Below are 19,030 nucleotides of genomic sequence, written 5' to 3'. Positions count from 1 at the left end.
GGCCTGTCGCCCGCCGAGCCTTCGCCACGCATGCCTGTCGCTTCGTCCGCCGTTTCCCCGCCGCTCCTGCATCCGCTTGCCGTCGGCGACCTGCACCGTCCGCTGGCCTACGCCGGCGGCCAGCACATCGATCTGGCCACGTTCCTCGGCCATGTGCGCGGCCTGGCGGCGGTGCTGCCGCCGGGCCGGCATGCGCTGAACCTGTGCGAGGACCGCTACCGGTTCATGGTCGCGTTCTGCGCGGTGGCGCTGCGCGGGCAGACCTCGCTGCTGCCGTCCTCGCGCGCGCCGGCAGTAGTCGCCGAGGTGCAGCGCAGCCATGCCGACAGCTATTGCCTGGGCGACCTGGCGCTGGCCGAGTCGCCGCCGCGCTACTGGCAGCTGCCCGATCCGTTGCCGAGCCTGGACGGCGACATGCCGCAACTGGCGGCCGATGCGCTGGTCGCGATCGGCTTCACGTCCGGCAGCACCGGTACGCCGAAACCCAACCCCAAGACCTGGGGCAACTTCCTGACCAGCACCCGCCAGGATCTGCTGGCGCTGGTCGGATTGTGGGAGGCGGACGCGGTACCGCAGGTGGTGGCGACGGTGCCGCCGCAGCACATGTACGGCATGGAGCTGTCGATCCTGCTGCCGCTGGTGACGCCGCTGGCGGTGCATGCCGGGCGGCCGTTCTTCCCCGAGGACGTGGCGCGCGCGCTGGCGCAGGTGCCGGCGCCGCGGCTGCTGGTGACCACGCCGGTGCACCTGCGTGCGCTGGTCGAATCCGGCGTCGCCCTGCCGCCGCTGGCCGGCATCGTCTCGGCCACCGCGCCGCTGGCGCAGGAACTGGCCGCGGCCGCCGAGGCGCGCTTCGGCGGGCAGGTGCGCGAGATGTTCGGCTCCACCGAAACCTGCGTGTTCGCCAGCCGCCGCACCGCCTGCGAGGCGCAGTGGACGCCGCTGCCCGGCGTGCGCGTGGCGCCGCAACCGGACGGCACCCTGGTGCACGCGCCGCACCTGCCGCAGCCGGTGCTGCTGGCCGACCTGATGGACGTGGACGCCGACGGCCGCTTCCAGGTGCGCGGCCGCCAGGCCGACCTGCTGGAGATCGCCGGCAAGCGCGCCTCGCTGGCCGACCTGACCCGGCGCCTGCTGGCCGTGCCGGGCGTGGTCGACGGCGCGATGCTGCAACTGGAGCCGGAACCCGGTCAGCGCGTCGGCCGCATCGCGGCCGTGGTGGTCGCGCCGAGCCTGGACGAAGCCGCGATCCTGGCCGCATTGCGCCGCGAGCTGGACCCGGTGTTCCTGCCGCGCCGCCTGCGCAAGCTCGACGCCCTGCCGCGCAACGAGACCGGCAAGTTGCCGCGCGATCGGTTGCTGGCGTTGTTGGCGGGCGAGCGCGAGGGGTGAGGGTCGATTGGCTCCGGATGCCGTAGCGCTTCCGGTGACAGCCGCATCTGCGCAGCATGGCGCTGCATCGGCCGGGAAATCCGTTGCGGGTCCTGATCGGCTAAGCGGATACGGTGCGCATCCCGCACGCCCTGGCGGTCGTCGCTGCCTTTGGCACTCGGCCTGGCCTCAACGCCGAATGGACCAGTCGCCGCTCTTCAGGATAAAGCGCTCAATACCTTTGCCACGAGGCGCTCCAGGTCCACCGGCACGCGCGTATTCACCGCCACCACCGTCCCTAGTCCAACCGGTCCGGCGTACTCCGCAAGCATGTCCGGCGGCAGTTCTTTCAACGGATGCGCGGCGTGATGTGCGCTGGCCGCGGCGCGATCCCGAAAACGCCGGGCGGTTTCGTCGGGGCCGCAGTCGCAGTGAACCTCGACGATGACTGCGTCCAGGCTGGCCAGTTTGTCGCGTTCGTATGCGCTGCGGGGCCGGAAGTTGGCTTCCAGCACCGCGTGCGGCGCGTGGCGTGCCAGCGACCAGAGCAGTTCCATCGCCGCGCCGCCAAGCCGGCGCGATGCCGCGAGATCGCCGCCGCTGTCGCCGAGGCTGTCGGTCAGCGTTTCCTTGATGACATCCTTGCAGAACAGCGGAAAGCCGAGCCGTTTGGCGAGCGGCATCGCCAAGGTGGTTTTTCCTGCGCCAGGGGCGCCGGACACGATCACGATCTTGCGGCGAATGTCGGACATGGCATGCCAGTGCGAGGATCTGGGGCGGACGCCGCCGAGCAGCTGGCGACGTTACTTGGGATTGAGGCGCGCGCATCTGCAGGTGGCGAACCGCAGTGGCAGTGGCGACCGAACGTCCTGCATTGCTCGACGCCTGGTCGAACGAACCGCACCAGCCGTCGCGGCGATGGCGAGCTGGCGCGCTGAGCCGCGCGCACGCTCACCCATGCACGCCATCGATCTCCACCGCCAGTTCGTTGCGGCAGATCACCGCGTGCAGCAGCAGGCGCGGCACGCGGTCGCCGAAGCGGGCATCGAGCGCGGCCGCGACCAGCGGCAGGTCGGCGGCTTCGCGGACGTAGACCTTGAGCCGGGTGCCGTCGCCGAACTGCGCCGGCAGGTCGGGGCTGTGGGTGCGCGCGGCGGCCAGCAGCGCGTCGAAGTTGGCGAAGGTTTCCTCCAGTTGCGCCAGCAGCTGGCCGGTGTGCATCGATGCATGGCCGACCACGCTGGCGGTGCCGGACAGCAGCAGCGGCATGTCGCTGCCGGCCGGCGGCAGCATCGCGCGGGCGAAGCTCGGCGATTGCGGCCCGTACTGGCGCGGGTAGCGGTAGGCGCTGACCTGACGCGGGTTCTCCAGCGGCGTGCCGGCCTGCGCGGCGGCCAGCCAGTAGATCTGGATCACCCGCGCGTCGTCGCAACGGCCGACCGCGGTGGCCGCCGGCAGCTGGCTGGCGTCGAAGTCGCCCAGGCCGCGCGCGCGGCCGACGCAGAACTGGCGGTAGCGCTCGCGGTCGCCGCTGCCCAGGGTGATCGCGTCGAGGTAGTTCCAGATCCGCAGCAGGCGTGGCGTGGCGCTGCCGGCGACGAAGGCGGTGATCTGCGCATAGGCCAGGGTCGAGGCCTCTTCGATCTCCAGCGCCTGCTCGTCGATCTCGATCACGCCGAACTGCAGGCGCCCGTCGCTGGCCCAGGCGATGTCGCCGTCGCGGCCGCTGCTGACCGGCGCGTCGGTGCGCCAGACCTCGAGCATGCGCGGGCCGTGCGGCTGCAGCGGCACGCGCAGGTAGCGCGGATCGGCGTGGTGCGGGGCGTCGTTGCCGAAGCCGAACACCGCCAGCACCCGGTCGTCGCGCAGCAGCTCGCCCGGATCGGTCTCGGCGACATAGTCCACCTGCAGCTGCGGATGCCGCTGCTCGTGGTGCGGGAACTGCGGGTGCGGCCGGCTCATGATCTGTCTCCGTGCAAGGTGTCGCCCTGGAAGTGTTCGCGTGCCTGGCGCCGCCGCTGGCGCCAGGAGTGCCAGGCGCGCGGCAACATCGCGGCCGCGGACATGGCGTAGATCGCGCGGAACACGCGCAGCCGGCGCAGCACCGCGCGGTTGTCGAACACGTCGCCGGCCAGCATCGCCACCACCGCCTGTTCCACCTGCAGCACGTTGCGCGGCTGCGCGAACAGCTCGCGCATGGTCGGCGACGTGAAGCGGTAGATGAACCATTTGAACTCGCTCAGGCCGCGCCGCAGGTGCTTCTCCAGGCCGCGCTGCAGCCGCGCCTCGCGCGCCGGATCGCGCAGCGCCGCATCGACCATGGCCGCGCCGCGCTCGGCGCTGTGCATGGCCAGGTACACGCCGGAGGAGAACATCGGATCGACGAAGGCATAGGCGTCGCCGAGCATCAGCCAGCGCGGCCCGCTCATGCGCGTGCACTCGTAGGCGTAGTTGCCGGTGGCGTGCACCGGCGCCACACGCTGCGCGCCGGCCATGCGTTCGACCACGTCGGGGTTCAGCGCCAGGGTGCGCATCAGGAACGCCTCGCTGTCGCCCTGGCGGGTCTTCATGTATTCCGGGTAGCACACCGCGCCGACGCTCATCACGTCGTCGGGCAGCGGGATCAGCCACATCCAGCCATGCGGGTGGCGGTAGATGCTGATGTTGCCGGCGTCCTCGCCGGGGCGCCGCGCCACCCCGCGGAAATGGCTGAACAATGCCGCCGACTGGTGCCGGGCGTTGGCGCGCTTGAGCTTGAGCTTGTTGCCGAGGAAGGTGTCGCGGCCGCTGGCGTCGATCAGGTAGCGCGGGCGGAAGGTGTGCACGCCGTCGGCGCTGCGCGCCTGTACCAGCGGTTGCTCCCCGTCCAGCTGCACCGTCTCGACCTTGGTCTCCTCGCGCAGGTCGGCGCCGGCGGCGCGGGCGTGAGCGAACAGGACCCGGTCGAAGTCGGCGCGCGGCACCTGGAACGCGTAGTCGGACTGCGCATCCAGCGCCTTGGCGAAGCGGAAGGTGTTGTAGCCGCCGCTGTCGTTGGGGAAATCGGCGCCGAGCTTGAGCACGCCGATCGCACGCACCTGCTCGAGCACGCCCAGCCGCTGCAGGATCGGGATGTTCATCGGCAGCAGCGATTCGCCGATGTGGAAGCGCGGATGGCGGTCCTTTTCCAGCAGGGTCACCTGCCAGCCCTGCTGCGCCAGCAGGGTCGCCGCGGCGCATCCGGCGGGGCCGCCGCCGATCACCAGCACGTCGGGCGTTTCCGCCGCGGGCGCCTGTGGGGCGGCGGGGGACGGCGCGGACGCGCCGACAGGGGCGGTGGAATTCATCCTGAAAAACCTGCGGTGGACATGTAAGACGAATGCCATGATAGCTTGCCTGCCAGGGTCGGACAGTTGCGTCGCTGCGCGCGATGCACCATCTTGTCGCACCTGTCCTCACCGCCTGGAAGCCCCTGGATGTCTTCGCAAACCGCCGCCGAACGTGAACTGGCCGAGCTGCTGGTCGAGAGCCTGAACCTGGAAGACGTGCAGCCCGGCGACATCGATCCGGAGGCGCCGCTGTTCAATACCGGGCTGGGACTGGACTCGATCGACGCGCTGGAACTGGCGCTGGCGATCAGCAAGCGCTACGGCTTCCAGCTGCGCTCGGACAACGACGAGAACCGCCGCATCTTCGCCTCGCTGCGCGCACTGTCGGCGCATGTCGAAGCCAACAAGACCAGCTGACCCGGCCGCCGCCGCGCCGTGGGCGCTGGCGCTGGGGGTGCTGCTGGCGCTGGCGTATTCGCCGCTGGCGCACTGGGCCAACGCCGCGCACCGTCCCGATCTGGCCGTGCTGGCGGGCGCGGCGCTGGTGCTGATGGTGCTGGTGGAGCCGATGGCGCGGCTGCGGCCGTGGGCCTGGGCGCTGGCGCTGCTGGCGCTGGCCGCGCTGGTGCCGTTGTGGCGCTCGCCGCACGCGCTGCTGCTGCTGGCCGCGCCGCCGGTGCTGTTCACCGCCTGGGTGGCCTGGTTCTTCGGGCGCAGCCTGCAGCGCGGGCGCACCCCGCTGATCTCGCGCATCGTCGAGGCGCTGTACCGCCAGGCCGGATTGCCGCTTGCGCCCGAGCAGCTGCGCTACACGCGCCGGCTGACCCTGGCCTGGACCCTGCTGCTGGCCGCCATGACCTTGCTGAACCTGTTGCTGGCGCTGTGCGCCGTGCCGAGCGGGGTGTTGGCGCAGCTGGGGCTGGCCTCGCCGGTGCCGATCAGCGATGCGCGCGCCTCGCTGATCGCCAACCTGCTGGGCTACGGCGTGATCGGCGGCTTCTTCGTCGGCGAGTACTTCCTGCGCGGGCGCTGGTTTCCGCAGCGTCCCTACCGTAATCTGCCTGACTTCCTGCACCAGCTGGCGCGGCTGGGGCCGGTTTTTTGGCGCGATCTATTGCGCTGACGCGCGCATCGGGGGATGCAGAGGCTTGTGCAGATCATCAAGGACAAACTGAAGATGCCGCAGGCAGGGATGCCGTCGCGCATGGCCTGGGCCGTGTGGAATACCTTGCAACTGCTGTTCACGCTGGCGTTCACCGGGTTGGGCATCGTCGTGGCGCTGGGCCTGTTGCTGCTGGCCGGGCCGCGGCTGCCGCTGCGCATGGGCGCGCGGGTATGGGCGCCGGTGCTGTTCTTCGGCGCCGGCGTGCGCTTCGAAGTGGAAGGCCAGGAGCGGGTGGACTGGTCGCGCAACCACCTGTTCGTCAGCAACCACCAGTCGATCATCGACATCTGCGCGCTGTTCGCGGCGTTGCCGGTGCCGCTGCGCTTCCTGCTCAAGGACGAAATGCTGCAGGTGCCGTTCGTGAGCTGGTATGCGCGCGCCACCGGCATGCTGTTCCTGGACCGCGACAGCCGCCGCGCCGGCGCCATGGTCCGGCGTCAGGCCGCGGCCTTGCTGCGCCAGGGTCAGGACCTGTGCCTGTTCCCCGAAGGCACCCGCAGCCGCAGCGGCGAACTGGCCGAATTCAAGGCCGGGCTGCTGCAGGCCGCTATCGATGCTGGCGTGGACGTGGTGCCGGTGGCGTTGGACGGAGCGGGCAAGGTGCTGCCGTCGACCAGCCTGTTCCGGGTGCGGCCCGGGGTGATCCGGGTGCGGATCGGCACGCCGATCAACGTGAACGGCGCCGATGGCCCGCTGGACCGGCAACAGCTGACCCAGCGCGCACACCAGGCCGTCCGTGCCATGCTCGAACCCAGGATCTGAGTCGCCAGCCTTATGGATTTCGTCGTACCGCATGATCACCCCAGCCTGCCAGGGCATTTCCCGGGCCACCCGGTCGTGCCCGGCGTCGTCGTGCTGGACCACGTGCTGCAGGCCGTGGAGGCCGCGCACGGTGCGTGCGGGCCGCTGCGCCTGCCGCAGGTGAAGTTCCTGCAGCCGCTGCTGCCCGGGCAGCCGGCGCGGGTGGAACTGGACGGCGTCGCGCCGCGCTGGCGTTTCCGCGTGCGCCGCGGCGAGGACCTGCTGGTCAGCGGCGACCTGGTCGTCGAGGCGGCCCCGTGAGCGCCAGCTGGAAACACCGCCCCGAGGGCGGCGGCCGCTTCGCGCTGTGGCTGATCCGCAGCATCGCCCGCTACGGCGGCCGCGCGCTCGGGCGCCTGCTGCTGTATCCGATCACCCTGTATTTCCTGCTGGTGCGCGGCCCGGAACGGCGCGACTCGCGCGACTACCTGGGCCGCGTGTTCGCTCGCCCGGCCACGCTGCTGGACGTGGCCCGGCACATCCACACCTTCGCCTCGACCATCCTGGACCGGGTGTTCATGCTGTGCGGGCAGATGCACCGCTTCCGGGTCGACATCCAGGGCCTGGAGCAACTGCATGCGCAGATGGACCGCGGCCGCGGCGTGCTGATCTTCGGCTCGCACCTGGGCAGCTTCGACGCGCTGCGGGTGCTGGCCACCGAGCGCCCGGACGTACAGGTCAAGGTAGTGCTGGACAAGGCCCACAACCCGGCGATGACCGAACTGCTGGGCGCGCTGAACCCGCAGCTGGCGGCCAACATCATCGATGCCGGCATGGACAGCACCTCGATCGTCATGGCGATCAAGCAGGCCACCGACGAAGGTGCGCTGGTCGCGCTGCTGGTCGATCGGCCGCGCCCGGAAGACCCGGCGCTGCCGGCCGCGTTCATCGGCCAGGGCGCGATGTTCCCGACCTCGCCGTGGCTGATCGCCGCGGCGCTGAAGGTGCCGGTGGTGCTGGCGTTCGGCCTGTACCGCGGCGGCAACCGCTACCAGCTGGTGTTCGAGACCTTCAGCGAAGGCCTGGACCTGCCGCGCCGGCAGCGTGCGCCGGCATTGGCCGCGCTCATCCGCGATTACGCCGCCAGGCTGGAACATTACACGCGCTCCGCGCCGTACAACTGGTTCAACTTCTACGATTTCTGGAACAACCGCCATGCCGATGCGCCGCCTCTTGCCGTGGATGCTGATACTGCTGTGCAGCGCCGCACCGCTGTGCGCCGCGTCGCCTGAGCCGCTCGACCCCGGCTGGATCCTGCAGAAGCTGGCGCGGCCGGTCCCGGTCAGCACCGATTTCGTCGAACTGCGCGGCTCGGCGCTGCTGAAGGCGCCGTTGCGCGTGCAGGGCCAGTACCGGCGCCCGGACACCGACACGCTGGTGCGCGAGGTCACCGCGCCGTACCGCGAGACCACCACCCTGCGCGGCGGCGAAGCGACGCTGGAGCGGGCCGGCAAGGCGCCGCGGCGTTTCTCGCTGGCGCGGGTGCCGGAACTGGCCGGCCTGCAGAACGGCTTCGGCGCGCTGCTGTCCGGCGACCGTGCGCAGTTGCAGCAGCACTACACGCTGAGCAGCAGCGGCACCCGCGAACGCTGGCAACTGCAGCTGCAGCCCAAGGACCCGGCACTGGCCGCGCAGGTGCGCAGCCTGCGCCTGTACGGCCGCGGCGCCGAGCTGCGCTGCATCGAGACCACCCCGGCCAAGGGCGACGTGCAGCGCACATTGCTGGCCGGCGCCGCGCGCGACGCGGCCAGCCTGGCCGAGACCGAGGCGCTGACCGCGCTGTGCCACGGCGACGCGCGCTGATGTCCGCTTGCGATCGCTGCGGGCGGGCCGTGCTGCGCGTGGCCCCGGGTAAGAATGTGCTGGCGCTTGCGTGGTCGCAGCGATGAAACGTGGATTGAGCTCGAAGGCGCGCATCTCGCTGGCGCTGCTGTGGCTGGCGCTGTTGACCATTGCCGGCGTATGGCTGGGCAACGTGCTGCAGGTATCGGGCGATCTGCGCAAATTCATGCCCGAAGCCCAGACCCCCGCGCAAAGATTGCTGCTCGACGAACTCGGCGAAGGCCCGGGCTCGCGGCTGCTGCTGATGTCGCTGTCCGGCGCCGATGCGCCGACGCTGGCGCGGCAATCGCAGGCGCTGCGCGCGCAGCTGGCCGCGCAGCGCGACACCTTCGAGTTGGTCGCCAATGGCGCCGATGCCGGCCTGGACGCGATTCCCGAGCGGCTGCTGGCCTACCGCTACCTGCTCAGCGACAGCTTCGACGCCCAGCCGCTGGATGCGGCGACGCTGGCCGACGCGCTGCAGTCGCGGCTGCAGGACCTGGGCTCGCCGGCCGCGGCGATGGTCGAGCCGCTGCTGCCGCGCGATCCGACCCTGGAAGTGCTGCACCTGGCCGAGAGCCTGCAGCCGGCTGGCGGCCCGCAGCAGCGCGACGGGGTCTGGTTCGACCGCGCCGGCAAGGACGCGCTGCTGGTCGCGCAGACCCGCGCCGCCGGGTTCGATCCGACCGGGCAGCAGCAGGCGGTGGACGCGATCCATGCCGCCTTCGCCAAGGCCAGCGCCGGCAGCGCCAGCCGCCTGACCCTGACCGGCCCCGGCGCGTTCTCGGTGGAGATCGGCGGGCGCACCCAGAACGAGGCGCAGTGGATCGGCATGCTGGATACGCTGGGCCTGATCGTGCTGCTGCTGGTCGCCTACCGCAGTTGGAAGATCCCGGTGCTCGGCGTGCTGCCGCTGGCCAGCGCCGGCCTGGCCGGGCTGGGTGCGGTGGCGCTGCTGTTCGACGGCGTGCACGGCATCACCGTGGCGTTCGGCTTCACCCTGATCGGCGTGGTCCAGGACTATCCGATCCACCTGTTCAGCCATCAGCGCCCGGGCCTGGATCCGCGCGCCAATGCGCGCCACCTGTGGCCGACGCTGGCCACCGGCGTGGTCTCCACCTGCATCGCCTACGTCACCTTCCTGTTCTCCGGGGTGGACGGCCTGCGCCAGCTGGCGGTGTTCACCATCGCCGGGTTGCTGGTGGCGGCGCTGACCACGCGCCTGTTGTTGCCGGCGCTGATCGACCCCTCGCCGCGCGACCACGCCGATTCGCCGGCGCTGGCGCGGCTGTGGCACGGCATCGCGCGGCTGCCGCGGCCGCGCTGGTCGCTGCTGCCGCTGGCGCTGGTCGCCGCGGCGGTGATCGCGTTCGCGCCGGGTCCGTTCTGGCAGAACGACCTGTCCAAGCTGACCCCGGTGCCGGCCGACGGCCTGGCCCGCGACGCGCATCTGCGCAAGGAACTGGGCGCGCCGGACGTGCGCTACGTGCTGGCGCTGCCGGCCGCCTCCGCCGACGCCGCGCTGGCCGCCTCCGAGCGACTGCGTCCGCGCCTGGATGCGCTGGTCGCGCGCGGCGAGCTGGCCGGCTACGACATGGCCGCGCGCTACCTGCCCAGCGCGGCGACCCAGCAGCGGCGCCAGGCGGCGTTGCCGGATGCGGCGCAGGCGCGCGCGCTGACCGCCGCCGCGGTGGCCGCCACGCCGTTCCGTGCCGACGCCTTCGCGCCGTTCCTGGCCGATCTGGAGCGCGCCCGCAGCGCGCCGCCGCTGACCGCGCGCGACCTGCATGGCACGCCGCTGGCAACCACGGTCGATGGCTTGTTGCTGGACCGCGCCGACCACGCCACCGCGCTGGTATCGCTGACCGGCCTGCGCGACCCGGCACTGCTGGCCGATGCGGTAAAGGGCAGTGGCGCGCAGCTGATGGACCTGAAGGAGGCCTCCGAATCGCTGGTCGCCGCCTACCGCGGCCGCGTGCTCGGCGCGCTCGGCATCGCCGCGCTGCTGCTGGCGCTGACCGTGGCGATCGCGCTGCGCACGCCGCGCCGGATCGTGCGCGTGCTGCTGCCGATGGCGCTGACCACGCTGCTGATCCTGGCGATCCTGCGCGGCTGCGGCGTCGAACTGAACCTGTTCCACCTGATCGCGCTGATCCTGGCCGCCGGCCTGGGCCTGGACTACGCGCTGTTCTTCGACCACGCCGGCGACGACCGCGCCGACCAGTTGCGCACGCTGCACGCGCTGATCGTGTGCAGCCTGATGACGCTGCTGGTGTTCGCGCTGCTGGCCGCCTCCAGCATCCCGGTGCTGCGCGCGATCGGCAGCACGGTGGCGCTGGGCGTGCTGTTCAACTTCGTGCTGGCGCTGCTGATCTCGCGCGAGACCGCCAGCGACGCGCCCGCAGCCACCGCGCATTAGGAGACGCTGCATGACCGAACTTCCGCACGGACGCGACGCGATCGCGGCGCTGGTGCCGCACCAGGGCCTGATGTGCCTGTGGGAAGAAGTGGTGGCCTGGGACGCGCAGCGCATCGTGCTGCGCAGCCAGGCGCACCGCGCCGCCGCGCATCCGCTGCGCAGCGGCGGCCGCCTGCGCGCGCTGCACCTGTGCGAATACGGCGCGCAGGCGATGGCGGTGCACGGCGGCCTGCTCGGCCGCGCCAGCGGCAAGCCGGTGCGCCCGGGCATGCTGGTCGCGCTGCGCGGCGTGCAACTGCACGTGGCCGATCTGCATGAGCTGCCGGAGGCGATCGAGTGCGAGGCCGAAGTGCTGCTGCAGGCCGAGGACAGCCAGCAATACGGCTTCCGCATCGTGCATGGCGCGCAACTGCTGGCCGAAGGGCGCGCCACGGTGATGCTGGGCGCGGCGTAGCGGCGCCCGGTACCGATCATGCATGCGGAAGCCCCCCGATGAAGGCGCTGAGAGCACCGAAACCGGGCGATCTTTTCTATATCCCCGCCGTCGATGCCGCCGATGTGCCCGGCTTCGTGATCGCGCGCTACATCGAGCTCATACCGCCTGCGCTCGGTCATCTGGTCGAGGTGTTCGCCGATTTCTATACGCAGATCCCGGCATCCATCGCCCAGGTGGACAGGTCGCGCCGCCTGTTCCGGCCGATCTTCTGCAGCCTGCGGTTTTCGGCGATTCCGCGCTGGAAGATCCTCTTCAGCGATCCCGGCTATGCAAAAGCCGACTCCCGTTACGATGCGATCCAGTTCGCCTTCGAGACGGACCTCTGGATCGGAGGGACCAGCCATCCGGCGACGGCGGAGCGGCTTGCCGGCATCGAACCGTCCATCTGCTGGCGGATGGACCATCTGATGATCCGCGTCATTGCGCACTTGCGCGGGGCCATCGCCGAGAACGCATGCATGGAGCACTGCGCCGTGCCGGAAGACCTGCGTGTGGATAGCGAGGTCGCGCTCGAACGGGTAAGGAAGGCCGCGCACCACATGCAGACGCTGCTCGGCAGCAAATAATCGATCGCCCGATCCTGGCGCCTCAAGATGCATCCGCCGCACCGTGCAGGCGCGCCCGGCGGGTGCCGGCCACTGACCCTGCACATCGCCGTGTTCTACGATGAAGGGTCCCGCAGCCAACGCAACACGGAGAATGTGCGCATGACCGATCCTTCGACGAAACGCCGCGCCCTGGTCACCGGCGGCAGTGGCGACCTTGGCGGTGCGATCTGCCGGCGCCTGGCCACGGACGGGCTGCATGTGATCGTGCACGCCAACGGCAACGTGGCGCGCGCCGCTGCCATGGTGCAGGACATCGCCGCGGCCGGCGGCAGCGCCGAGGCGGTGGCGTTCGACGTGGCCGATGCCGATGCCAGCGCCGCGGCGCTGGCGGTGCTGCTGGAGGCCGGTCCGATCCAGGTGGTGGTCAACAACGCCGGCATCCACGACGACGCGCCGATGGCCGGGATGAGCGCGGCGCAATGGCACCGGGTCATCGACGTGTCGCTGCACGGTTTCTTCAATGTGACCCAGCCGCTGCTGCTGCCGATGGCGCGCACGCGCTGGGGGCGCATCGTCAGCGTGTCGTCGGTGGCGGCGGTGCTTGGCAATCGCGGGCAGACCAACTACGCCGCGGCCAAGGCCGCGCTGCACGGCGCCAGCAAGTCGCTGGCGCGGGAGATGGCCAGCCGCGGGATCAGCGTCAACGTGGTCGCGCCCGGGGTGATCGAAGGCGCGATGGCCGGCGACGCGTTCGCGCCGGAGGCGATCAAGCAACTGGTGCCGGCCGGCCGCCCCGGCAAGGCGGATGAGGTGGCCGCGCTGGTGGGCTTCCTGTGCTCGGACGCGGCCGGCTACATCAACGGGCAGGTGATCGGCATCAATGGCGGCATGGGCTGAGGCCCGCGGCGCGGCACTTGGAATGCGAGCGGGCCGGGCCTATAGTCGGGGCATGTCCGCTGTTCCTGCCATCAAGAAGCGCCCTAGCCGGGTCCCGGGCGGGACGGTTGCGACCGTGTCCGAACTCAAGAACCGCACCTATGCCGTGTTCACCGGGTCGGGCGTGCGCGTGGACCTGCAGGCGTTCTTCAACAGCGAGTCCGGGCGCCAGGCGGTGAGCAAGCTGGCGCGGACGGTCAGGGGCCACGTCGAGGCGAAGCGCTCCAAATAGCCGCAGGGGCAAGGAATGCCTTTCAACCAATTGCTGTTGCCGCTGATCGGCGGCTACCTGTTCGTCAACTTCACCTTCATCACCTCCTACTGGGCATCGCGCCAGGGCAAGGAGCAACTGCTGTTGGCCTCGGCGTTGGTCGGCATCGTCGCGCTGGCGGTCGCGCGGGTGCTGGCGGTGCTGTTGATGGCCACCGCCTGGGGTCAGGAGGCCTGGCGGCTGCTGCATCTGGTCGCGCCGTATCCGGGCATCGGCACCGCCTTGCTCGCCTTCCTCGTCTGCCTGGCGCTGCGGGTGTGGATCAACTGGTTCTGGCCGCGCGACGAAGCGGCGCTGTGGCTGTATGGCACCGGCACCTACAACAGCCTGGAGCGGTTGTTCTTCCTCAGTGTGCTGCGTGTGGAGCAGGTCCGGACCCGCGGCTTCGTCGCCGAACTGGCGATCCGCATGCTGTGGCATCCACCGCTGCGTTTGGGCCGCTGGCTGTCGCGCCTGCTGCCGCCGCGCTCGGCTTCGGAACAGGCTGCGCTGGATGCGCAGGTGCATCCGGCCGATCGCCTGGACGCACTGGAGACTAGCGACGGCCTGCTCGCGCCGGTGCCGGTGCTACTGTCGCTGAAGGACCGCAAGGTCTATGCCGGCTGGCTGGAATGGATCCCGCCGCTGCGCGCGGACGCCTCGCCGTACCTGCGCTTGGTCCCGGTGTGGAGCGGCTACCGCGATGCGCAGACATTGCGCGTGGTGGTGACAGAAAACTACTCCGAGGACATCTTCTCCGGTTCCGAACTGCCGGCGGCGAAGGTGATCTCCACCGGCGACATCGCCAACGCCAGCCTGTTCGATCCGAATGTGTTCGATCGCTTCGGCGGTGAGGCAGCGCCGCCGGAACCGGACGACGGGCAAGCGGACGACGGAGCGCAGGCATCCCCGTGAATCCAGGCGGCGCTGCATGGCGCAGCGTCCGTGGAAGGTGCGGGACGGGCTTGGCGCGCGTGCGTCAGCCCGGCGGCGCGTCGATCTCGATCACCGCATCCTGGGTCCGCGCTCCGCTGACCGCGCGGCAATGCACCGCCACGTCCTCGCCGCCGGCACGCAGATGCCCTTCGACGAACAGCATGTTGCTGCGGTCATGGTAAGACCCGGACCACTGGAAGGTGCTGACACCCTGAAGCATGTAGCGATAGCGCGCTTCAGCTTCGCACCATGGCATCAGGTCGCTGGCCTGGTGGAGGATCCGGTCGCTGCGGTCCAGCTGCTGGGTCTGCGCGGAAGCGTGCGCCGCCAGCGTCCCCAGGATCAGGATGCAGATGTTTGCCTTCATGCGTGACTCCCGCGGAACCGCTTCAAGAACGTGCTGCAGCGTGCGTCGCCGGCGCTCACGCGGCGCGCGCGTACCAGGTGTCGGCCAGCGAGCTCTCGCCTTCCAGCATGTCGGCGAGCAGCGCGTCCAGGCCGTGGTCGTCGATCTGCGGATGCTGCGCACGCGCCTGGCTCAGCACTTCGCGCGCCAGCCAGCCCATCCGCGCGACGTTGCCGCGCAGGCGCGCCAGGAACGCCGCGTCGTCCAGCTCCTCGCGCAGTGCCGCGTTGAGCTGGTGGAACCAGCCGATCAGGTACTGGTCGAGCAGCCGGCCATCGGCGTCCGGCCGACCTTGCGCGTCGTTGTGCCGGCCCCAGTCGCGCAACAGCGCCTGCATGCCCAGGTTGAGCGCGCGCGCGCGGGTGAACTCCGGCCGCAGCCGGCCCAGCATGGGCAGATCGGCGATGCGTTCGGAGAAGTACAGCGGCGCCAGCAGCGCCCAGTAGTAGGTGTAGTCCCAGATCACCTTGACCGGCATCACCTGCGCGTCGCCGAACAGCGGGTACTGGTCCTGGTACAGGGTCAGGGTGTTCTCGTAGAACGAGAAATACAGCTGCTGGTACAACTCGGCGTAGGGCGCGATGTTGCGGTCGGCGCGATCGAGTTCGATCAGTTCGCAGATGTAGGTGTTGGAGATGGCGATGAAGTCGCTGCCCGGCGAATAGAACGGATCCAGGAACACGCCGGCTTCGCCGGTCAGCGCCCAGCGCTGCGCCGAGAACACCTGCTTGCAGCCGTAGGAGAACTTGCGCAGGAACAGGAAGTCCTGCAGCGCGTGCTGGCTCTGATCGAGCGTGCGCGCGACCTGCGGCTGGTGCGTGCGCAGCCAGGCCATCGCTTTTTCGTGCGTGTTCATCGTCTCCAGCGGGTGCATCTGCGCATCGCAGACGATGCCCAGCGAATGCGCGCCGGACGACAGCGGGATCAGCCAGAACCAGTAGCCCGGGCCGCACATGTGGTTGGTCGAGCGCCAGCGGTCCGGCGGCGTGCAGCGCTGCAGCCAGGCGCTGTCCTGCGACCAGGCATTGGGATCCACCAGCCCGTCCACCCGCCACCACACCGCGTTGGCGTTGTGCGCGTTGTCCTGGGTCAGGCCGAGCTTGCGCTTGAGCAGGCCGGCGCGGCCGCTGGCATCCACCACCCAGCGCGCGCGCAGCGTCGCCGCGGCGCCGTCGCGCTCGTAGCGCACCTGGTGGTCGGCGTCGTCGTCGGCCAGGTCGATGCCGCGCACCGTGCAGCCGTCGATGAACTCGATGCCCAGCGCGCGTGCGCGTTCGCCGAGGAAATTCTCGAAGCGGCCGCGGTCGATCTGCCACGACGGCGTCGGCAGCAGCTGGCTCACGCCCAGCTCGGTGCAGCGGTCGATGTCCTCGCGCCCGTCGGAGAAGAAGAAGCGGAAGCCGAACTTGCGGATCTGTTCACTCTCCAGATGCTCGTGCAGGCCGAGCACGTTGGCGAAGTAGTGCGCGCCGATCTCCACCGAGGATTCGCCGACCTTGAACGCGGCCTCGCGCACCGGATGCGCGCGCCGTTCCAGCACGCTGATGCGCAGCTGCGGATCGCGCTGGCGCAACTGCAGGGCCAGGGTCAGCCCGGCCAGGCCGCCGCCGGTGATGACCACATCCGCATGCTGCTGGTTCATGGCGTTTCTTCCTTGTCGAAAGGGGTGGGCACCGCGGGAAATTCGCCAGCGGCGTCGTCGATCAGCACCGGATTGGCGCGCACGCGACGGTATTCGCGCACGACATGGCCGTATTGCCACACCTGCACGACCACGTGCGAGGTGATCTTCCACAGATCGCGCACCAGGCGGAAATGGCTCTTGCGGAACTGCCCGGGGGTCTGGTCGGCGTAGCGCGTCTCGATCGGCACCGCGACCACGCGCGCGCCGGCCTGGCGCGCGGCGGAGATCAGCAGTTGCGCCTCGAACACGAAGCCCTCGCCGGGCACGTTGGGCAGGGTGTACACCGCCTGCGGATACAGGCGCTGCCCGCTCTGGCTGTCGACCAGGCGGAAGCCGCAGCCCCAGGCGATGCCCCAGTCGCCGAAGTCGTTGCCGATGCGGCGGATGGTCGGCTGGCTGGCGCGCTTGCGCAGGCGCGCGCCGACGATCACGCAGCCGGGATGGCGATTGGCCGCGGCCAGCAGGCGCGGGAAATCGGCGGCGCTGTGCTGGCCGTCGCCGTCCATGGTCATCACCGCGCGCGCGCCCTGGCGCTGCGCTTCGGCGAAGCCGCTGCGCAGCGCGGCGCCCTTGCCGCGCCGCTGCGGATGGCGGATCAGGGTCACAGGCAGGTCGGCGATGCAATCGCTGGTGCCGTCGTCGGAGCCGTCGTCGACCACGATCACCCGCGGGCAGTGCGCCAGCGCGTCGCCGACCACTTCGCGGATGCGCAGCGCTTCGTTCAGCGCCGGAATCAGGATCGCGGCATCGGCGGCGATCAGCGCGATCCGGCTCACGCCTGCAGCTCCACGTGCAGGCAGCGGCCGCCGCCTGCATCCAGCGTGCAACTGGCGGCGCCGGCGGCCAGTGCGTCGAACAGCACCAGCATCGGCGCCATCGCGTTGCCCGCGGCATGCCGCGCCAGTGCGCCGTCGCCGTCGCTGGCGCTGGCGTCGCCATCGGCCAGGTGCACGCGCAGGCGCGGCTTGCCGGGCAGCGCCGCGGCGCCGAGCACCAGCGCACCGCCGAGCAGGCCATCGCTGTGCGAGACGCGGCCGAGCGGACCGGTCGAGCGGCTGTCGTAACCGGCCAGCAGCACCGCCGCCTCGCCGGCGGCCAGCTGCGACAGCGCTTCCAGCAGGCCCTGCGCGAAGCTGGCGCTGTGCGCGCTGATCGCGGTCGCCGCGGCGGTGGCGCCGGCGCCGATGGTCCAGTAGCCGGCGGCGGCGTTGTGCACCGAGTTGTGGAACTTGGTCGGCGAGATCGCCAGCGGATCGCTGGCCAGCGTGGTGCACATGTAGTCGGTGATCGCCAGGTCGCCGTGGGTGGAGGTGAACACCGACGGCAGCGCGGCCGGATCGCGGCCGGCGTCCTGGCACGCGGCCAGCGCCACTTCCAGCGACACCGCCACCGTGTCCGGCGCGCGGCGCCGCTCGTTGGGCGCCAGCAGTTGCGAGGCCGGTCGCGCCGGCGTCTCCATGATGCCGCCGCTGCCGGCGGCGAACGCGCGCGCGGCCGCCCAGCTGGGCAGGCCCGCGGTCCAGAAACCGATGCCTTCGAGGGTCGCGGTCAACATCGGCGTGCTCATGCGCGGCCGAACAGCAGCGAGCAGTTGTTGCCGCCGAAGCCGAAGGAATTGTTCATCGCGTAACGGACCTGTGCGTGGGCATTGGCGAAGCGGATCTGCGGGCCGCACTCGGGATCGGGCTGTTCGCTGTTGAGGGTGCCGGGGAGCAGGCCGTCGCGCAGCGCGAGCAGCGCGAACACCGACTCGACGATGCCCGCCGCGCCCAGCGTATGCCCGGTCCAGGCCTTGGTCGAACTGGCATGCAGGGTGGCCGGGAACAGCGCGGCGACCGCGGCGGCCTCGACGCTGTCGTTGGCCGGGGTGGCGGTGCCGTGCAGGTTCAGGTAGCCGATCTCGGCAGCGTCCACGCCCGCGCGCTGCAGCGCGCCGCCCATCGCCAGGCGCGCGCCCAGGCCCTGCGGGTGCGGCGCGGACATATGGTGCGCGTCGCTGGATTCGCCATAGCCGCACAGCAGCGCCAGCGCCGGCGGCGCGGCGGCGGCATCGGTGCGCTCCAGCAGCGCGTAGCCGCCGGCTTCGCCCAGCGACAGCCCGATCCGGCGCACGTCGAACGGCCGGCACAGCTCCGGCGACACCAATTGCAGCGCATTGAAGCCGAACAGCACGCTGCCGCACAGCGTGTCCACCCCGCCGACCAGGGCCGCATCCACCACCCCGGCGGCGATCAGCCGCGCCGCCTGCGCGAACACCTTGGCGCTGGACGAACAGGCGGTGGCCACGGTGATGCACGGGCCGCGCAGGCCGGTGGCGGCGCGCACGAAATCGCCCAGCGAATGCGGCGTGTGCACGATCGGCCGCTCCAGGTCGGCGGGAAAGCGCGCGCCCTCGGTGTCGTGGTCTAGCCGGGTATAGGCCTCTTCGCTGGCGCCGATGCTGGAAGTGGAGGTGCCCATCACCACCGCCACGCGCTCGGCGCCATGGCGCTGCGCGGCGGCGGCGACCGCCTCGCGCAGGCCGTCCTGCTGCAGCGCCAGCCAGGCCAGGCGGTTGTTGCGGCATTCCCATGTGGCCAGCGCCGGCGGCAGCGGCAAGGTCTCCAGCGCGTCCACGCGGCCGATCCAGCAGGGCAGCGGCTGCGCGCCGAAATCGTTGCGGCGCAGGCCGCTGCGGCTTTCGCGCAAGGCCGTGGCCTGGGCCTGCAATCCGCTGCCGAGCGCGGTGGTCGCGGTGTACGCACGAATTGCGACGGGTGCCATGCGGGGCGACGGGGACGCTTCGGTCACGCGATATTCCGTAAAGAATGGATCAGGGGAGTATATCGACGCGGTCCGCGAAGCCGTGAAGCGCGCGCGCCCACGCTGAACGTGAACGGGCACGGCGCA

General features: G+C 70.9%; 21 protein-coding genes. 13 read left to right on the top strand and 8 right to left on the bottom strand.

Annotation, left to right across the window (positions count from 1 at the left end; all coding sequences use genetic code 11):
• Window positions 1-30: 30 nt before the first annotated feature.
• A complete protein-coding gene (locus HDC36_RS17530) occupies window positions 31-1,392 on the top strand; it encodes an AMP-binding protein (RefSeq protein ID WP_179569853.1) in 1,362 nt (453 codons plus the stop codon).
• 197 nt (window positions 1,393-1,589) lie between these two features.
• On the opposite strand, the gene HDC36_RS17525 is transcribed toward HDC36_RS17530, so the two are convergent.
• The 3 genes from HDC36_RS17525 to HDC36_RS17515 all read right to left on the bottom strand — a co-directional run bounded on the left by HDC36_RS17525 (window position 1,590) and on the right by HDC36_RS17515 (window position 4,697).
• On the bottom strand, window positions 1,590-2,123 hold the full coding sequence (locus tag HDC36_RS17525; protein WP_179569851.1) for an AAA family ATPase: 534 nt from the start codon (window positions 2,121-2,123) through the stop codon (window positions 1,590-1,592).
• Between the two features lie 199 nt (window positions 2,124-2,322).
• A complete protein-coding gene (locus tag HDC36_RS17520) occupies window positions 2,323-3,333 on the bottom strand; it encodes a pteridine-dependent deoxygenase (protein WP_179569849.1) in 1,011 nt (336 codons plus the stop codon).
• Window positions 3,330-4,697, bottom strand: a complete 1,368-nt coding sequence (locus HDC36_RS17515) for an NAD(P)/FAD-dependent oxidoreductase (protein ID WP_179569847.1) — start codon at window positions 4,695-4,697, stop codon at window positions 3,330-3,332. The genes HDC36_RS17520 and HDC36_RS17515 overlap by 4 nt, the downstream gene beginning before the upstream one ends.
• 129 nt (window positions 4,698-4,826) lie before the next feature.
• Here HDC36_RS17515 and xanC point away from each other — a divergent pair, with 129 nt between their 5' ends.
• The 12 genes from xanC to HDC36_RS17455 all read left to right on the top strand — a co-directional run bounded on the left by xanC (window position 4,827) and on the right by HDC36_RS17455 (window position 14,030).
• Window positions 4,827-5,096, top strand: a complete 270-nt coding sequence (gene xanC / locus HDC36_RS17510) for a xanthomonadin biosynthesis acyl carrier protein XanC (RefSeq protein ID WP_003470209.1) — start codon at window positions 4,827-4,829, stop codon at window positions 5,094-5,096.
• Window positions 5,071-5,802 carry a ketosynthase gene (locus tag HDC36_RS17505; RefSeq protein ID WP_179569845.1) on the top strand — a complete coding sequence of 244 codons (732 nt, stop codon included), beginning with the start codon at window positions 5,071-5,073 and terminating at the stop codon, window positions 5,800-5,802. The genes xanC and HDC36_RS17505 overlap by 26 nt, the downstream gene beginning before the upstream one ends.
• 54 nt (window positions 5,803-5,856) lie before the next feature.
• Window positions 5,857-6,606 (top strand): lysophospholipid acyltransferase family protein, encoded by a 750-nt coding sequence (locus tag HDC36_RS17500; protein WP_179570538.1) that lies wholly within the window; start codon window positions 5,857-5,859, stop codon window positions 6,604-6,606.
• Window positions 6,607-6,618: 12 nt separating this feature from the next.
• Entirely contained in the window at window positions 6,619-6,906 is a 288-nt protein-coding gene (locus tag HDC36_RS17495; protein ID WP_179569844.1) for a hypothetical protein, read from the top strand.
• Window positions 6,903-7,877 carry an acyltransferase gene (locus HDC36_RS17490; RefSeq protein WP_179569842.1) on the top strand — a complete coding sequence of 325 codons (975 nt, stop codon included), beginning with the start codon at window positions 6,903-6,905 and terminating at the stop codon, window positions 7,875-7,877. The genes HDC36_RS17495 and HDC36_RS17490 overlap by 4 nt, the downstream gene beginning before the upstream one ends.
• On the top strand, window positions 7,801-8,448 hold the full coding sequence (locus HDC36_RS17485) for a LolA-related protein (protein ID WP_304951835.1): 648 nt from the start codon (window positions 7,801-7,803) through the stop codon (window positions 8,446-8,448). The genes HDC36_RS17490 and HDC36_RS17485 overlap by 77 nt, the downstream gene beginning before the upstream one ends.
• Window positions 8,449-8,530: 82 nt before the next feature.
• Complete coding sequence (locus HDC36_RS17480) at window positions 8,531-10,885, top strand: MMPL family transporter (RefSeq protein WP_179569838.1); 2,355 nt, start codon at window positions 8,531-8,533, stop codon at window positions 10,883-10,885.
• Window positions 10,886-10,895: 10 nt separating this feature from the next.
• Window positions 10,896-11,339 carry a phosphotransferase gene (locus HDC36_RS17475; protein WP_179569836.1) on the top strand — a complete coding sequence of 148 codons (444 nt, stop codon included), beginning with the start codon at window positions 10,896-10,898 and terminating at the stop codon, window positions 11,337-11,339.
• A gap of 38 nt (window positions 11,340-11,377) precedes the next feature.
• Entirely contained in the window at window positions 11,378-11,947 is a 570-nt protein-coding gene (locus HDC36_RS17470) for a hypothetical protein (RefSeq protein ID WP_179569834.1), read from the top strand.
• A gap of 141 nt (window positions 11,948-12,088) precedes the next feature.
• Window positions 12,089-12,826: a 3-oxoacyl-ACP reductase FabG gene (gene fabG, locus HDC36_RS17465; protein WP_179569832.1), complete on the top strand. Its 738-nt coding sequence runs from the start codon at window positions 12,089-12,091 to the stop codon at window positions 12,824-12,826.
• 115 nt (window positions 12,827-12,941) lie between these two features.
• Complete coding sequence (locus HDC36_RS17460; protein ID WP_179569830.1) at window positions 12,942-13,097, top strand: hypothetical protein; 156 nt, start codon at window positions 12,942-12,944, stop codon at window positions 13,095-13,097.
• Between the two features lie 15 nt (window positions 13,098-13,112).
• Window positions 13,113-14,030, top strand: a complete 918-nt coding sequence (locus HDC36_RS17455) for a hypothetical protein (RefSeq protein WP_179569828.1) — start codon at window positions 13,113-13,115, stop codon at window positions 14,028-14,030.
• A 64-nt stretch (window positions 14,031-14,094) separates the two neighbouring features.
• Here the strand turns inward: HDC36_RS17455 and HDC36_RS17450 are convergent, their stop codons facing one another.
• Genes HDC36_RS17450 through HDC36_RS17430 form a run of 5 tightly spaced genes read right to left on the bottom strand, consistent with a single transcriptional unit; the run spans window position 14,095 to window position 18,904 of the window.
• Window positions 14,095-14,418 carry a hypothetical protein gene (locus HDC36_RS17450; protein ID WP_179569826.1) on the bottom strand — a complete coding sequence of 108 codons (324 nt, stop codon included), beginning with the start codon at window positions 14,416-14,418 and terminating at the stop codon, window positions 14,095-14,097.
• A 55-nt stretch (window positions 14,419-14,473) separates the two neighbouring features.
• Window positions 14,474-16,099 (bottom strand): NAD(P)/FAD-dependent oxidoreductase, encoded by a 1,626-nt coding sequence (locus HDC36_RS17445; RefSeq protein ID WP_179569824.1) that lies wholly within the window; start codon window positions 16,097-16,099, stop codon window positions 14,474-14,476.
• Window positions 16,096-16,917, bottom strand: coding sequence for a glycosyltransferase family 2 protein (locus tag HDC36_RS17440; protein ID WP_179569822.1), 822 nt, complete (start codon window positions 16,915-16,917; stop codon window positions 16,096-16,098). The genes HDC36_RS17445 and HDC36_RS17440 overlap by 4 nt, the downstream gene beginning before the upstream one ends.
• Window positions 16,914-17,696: a beta-ketoacyl synthase chain length factor gene (locus HDC36_RS17435; RefSeq protein ID WP_179569820.1), complete on the bottom strand. Its 783-nt coding sequence runs from the start codon at window positions 17,694-17,696 to the stop codon at window positions 16,914-16,916. Before HDC36_RS17435 ends, HDC36_RS17440 begins: the two co-directional genes overlap by 4 nt.
• A gap of 8 nt (window positions 17,697-17,704) precedes the next feature.
• A complete protein-coding gene (locus HDC36_RS17430) occupies window positions 17,705-18,904 on the bottom strand; it encodes a beta-ketoacyl-[acyl-carrier-protein] synthase family protein (protein ID WP_179569818.1) in 1,200 nt (399 codons plus the stop codon).
• Window positions 18,905-19,030: the final 126 nt, after the last annotated feature.

The sequence above is a fragment of the Xanthomonas sp. JAI131 genome, assembly GCF_013410075.1.
In the GTDB taxonomy this organism is placed as follows: domain Bacteria; phylum Pseudomonadota; class Gammaproteobacteria; order Xanthomonadales; family Xanthomonadaceae; genus Xanthomonas_A; species Xanthomonas_A bonasiae.
Note: the sequence above shows the minus strand (reverse complement) of the source record. Positions and strands in the feature narration are given on the sequence as shown.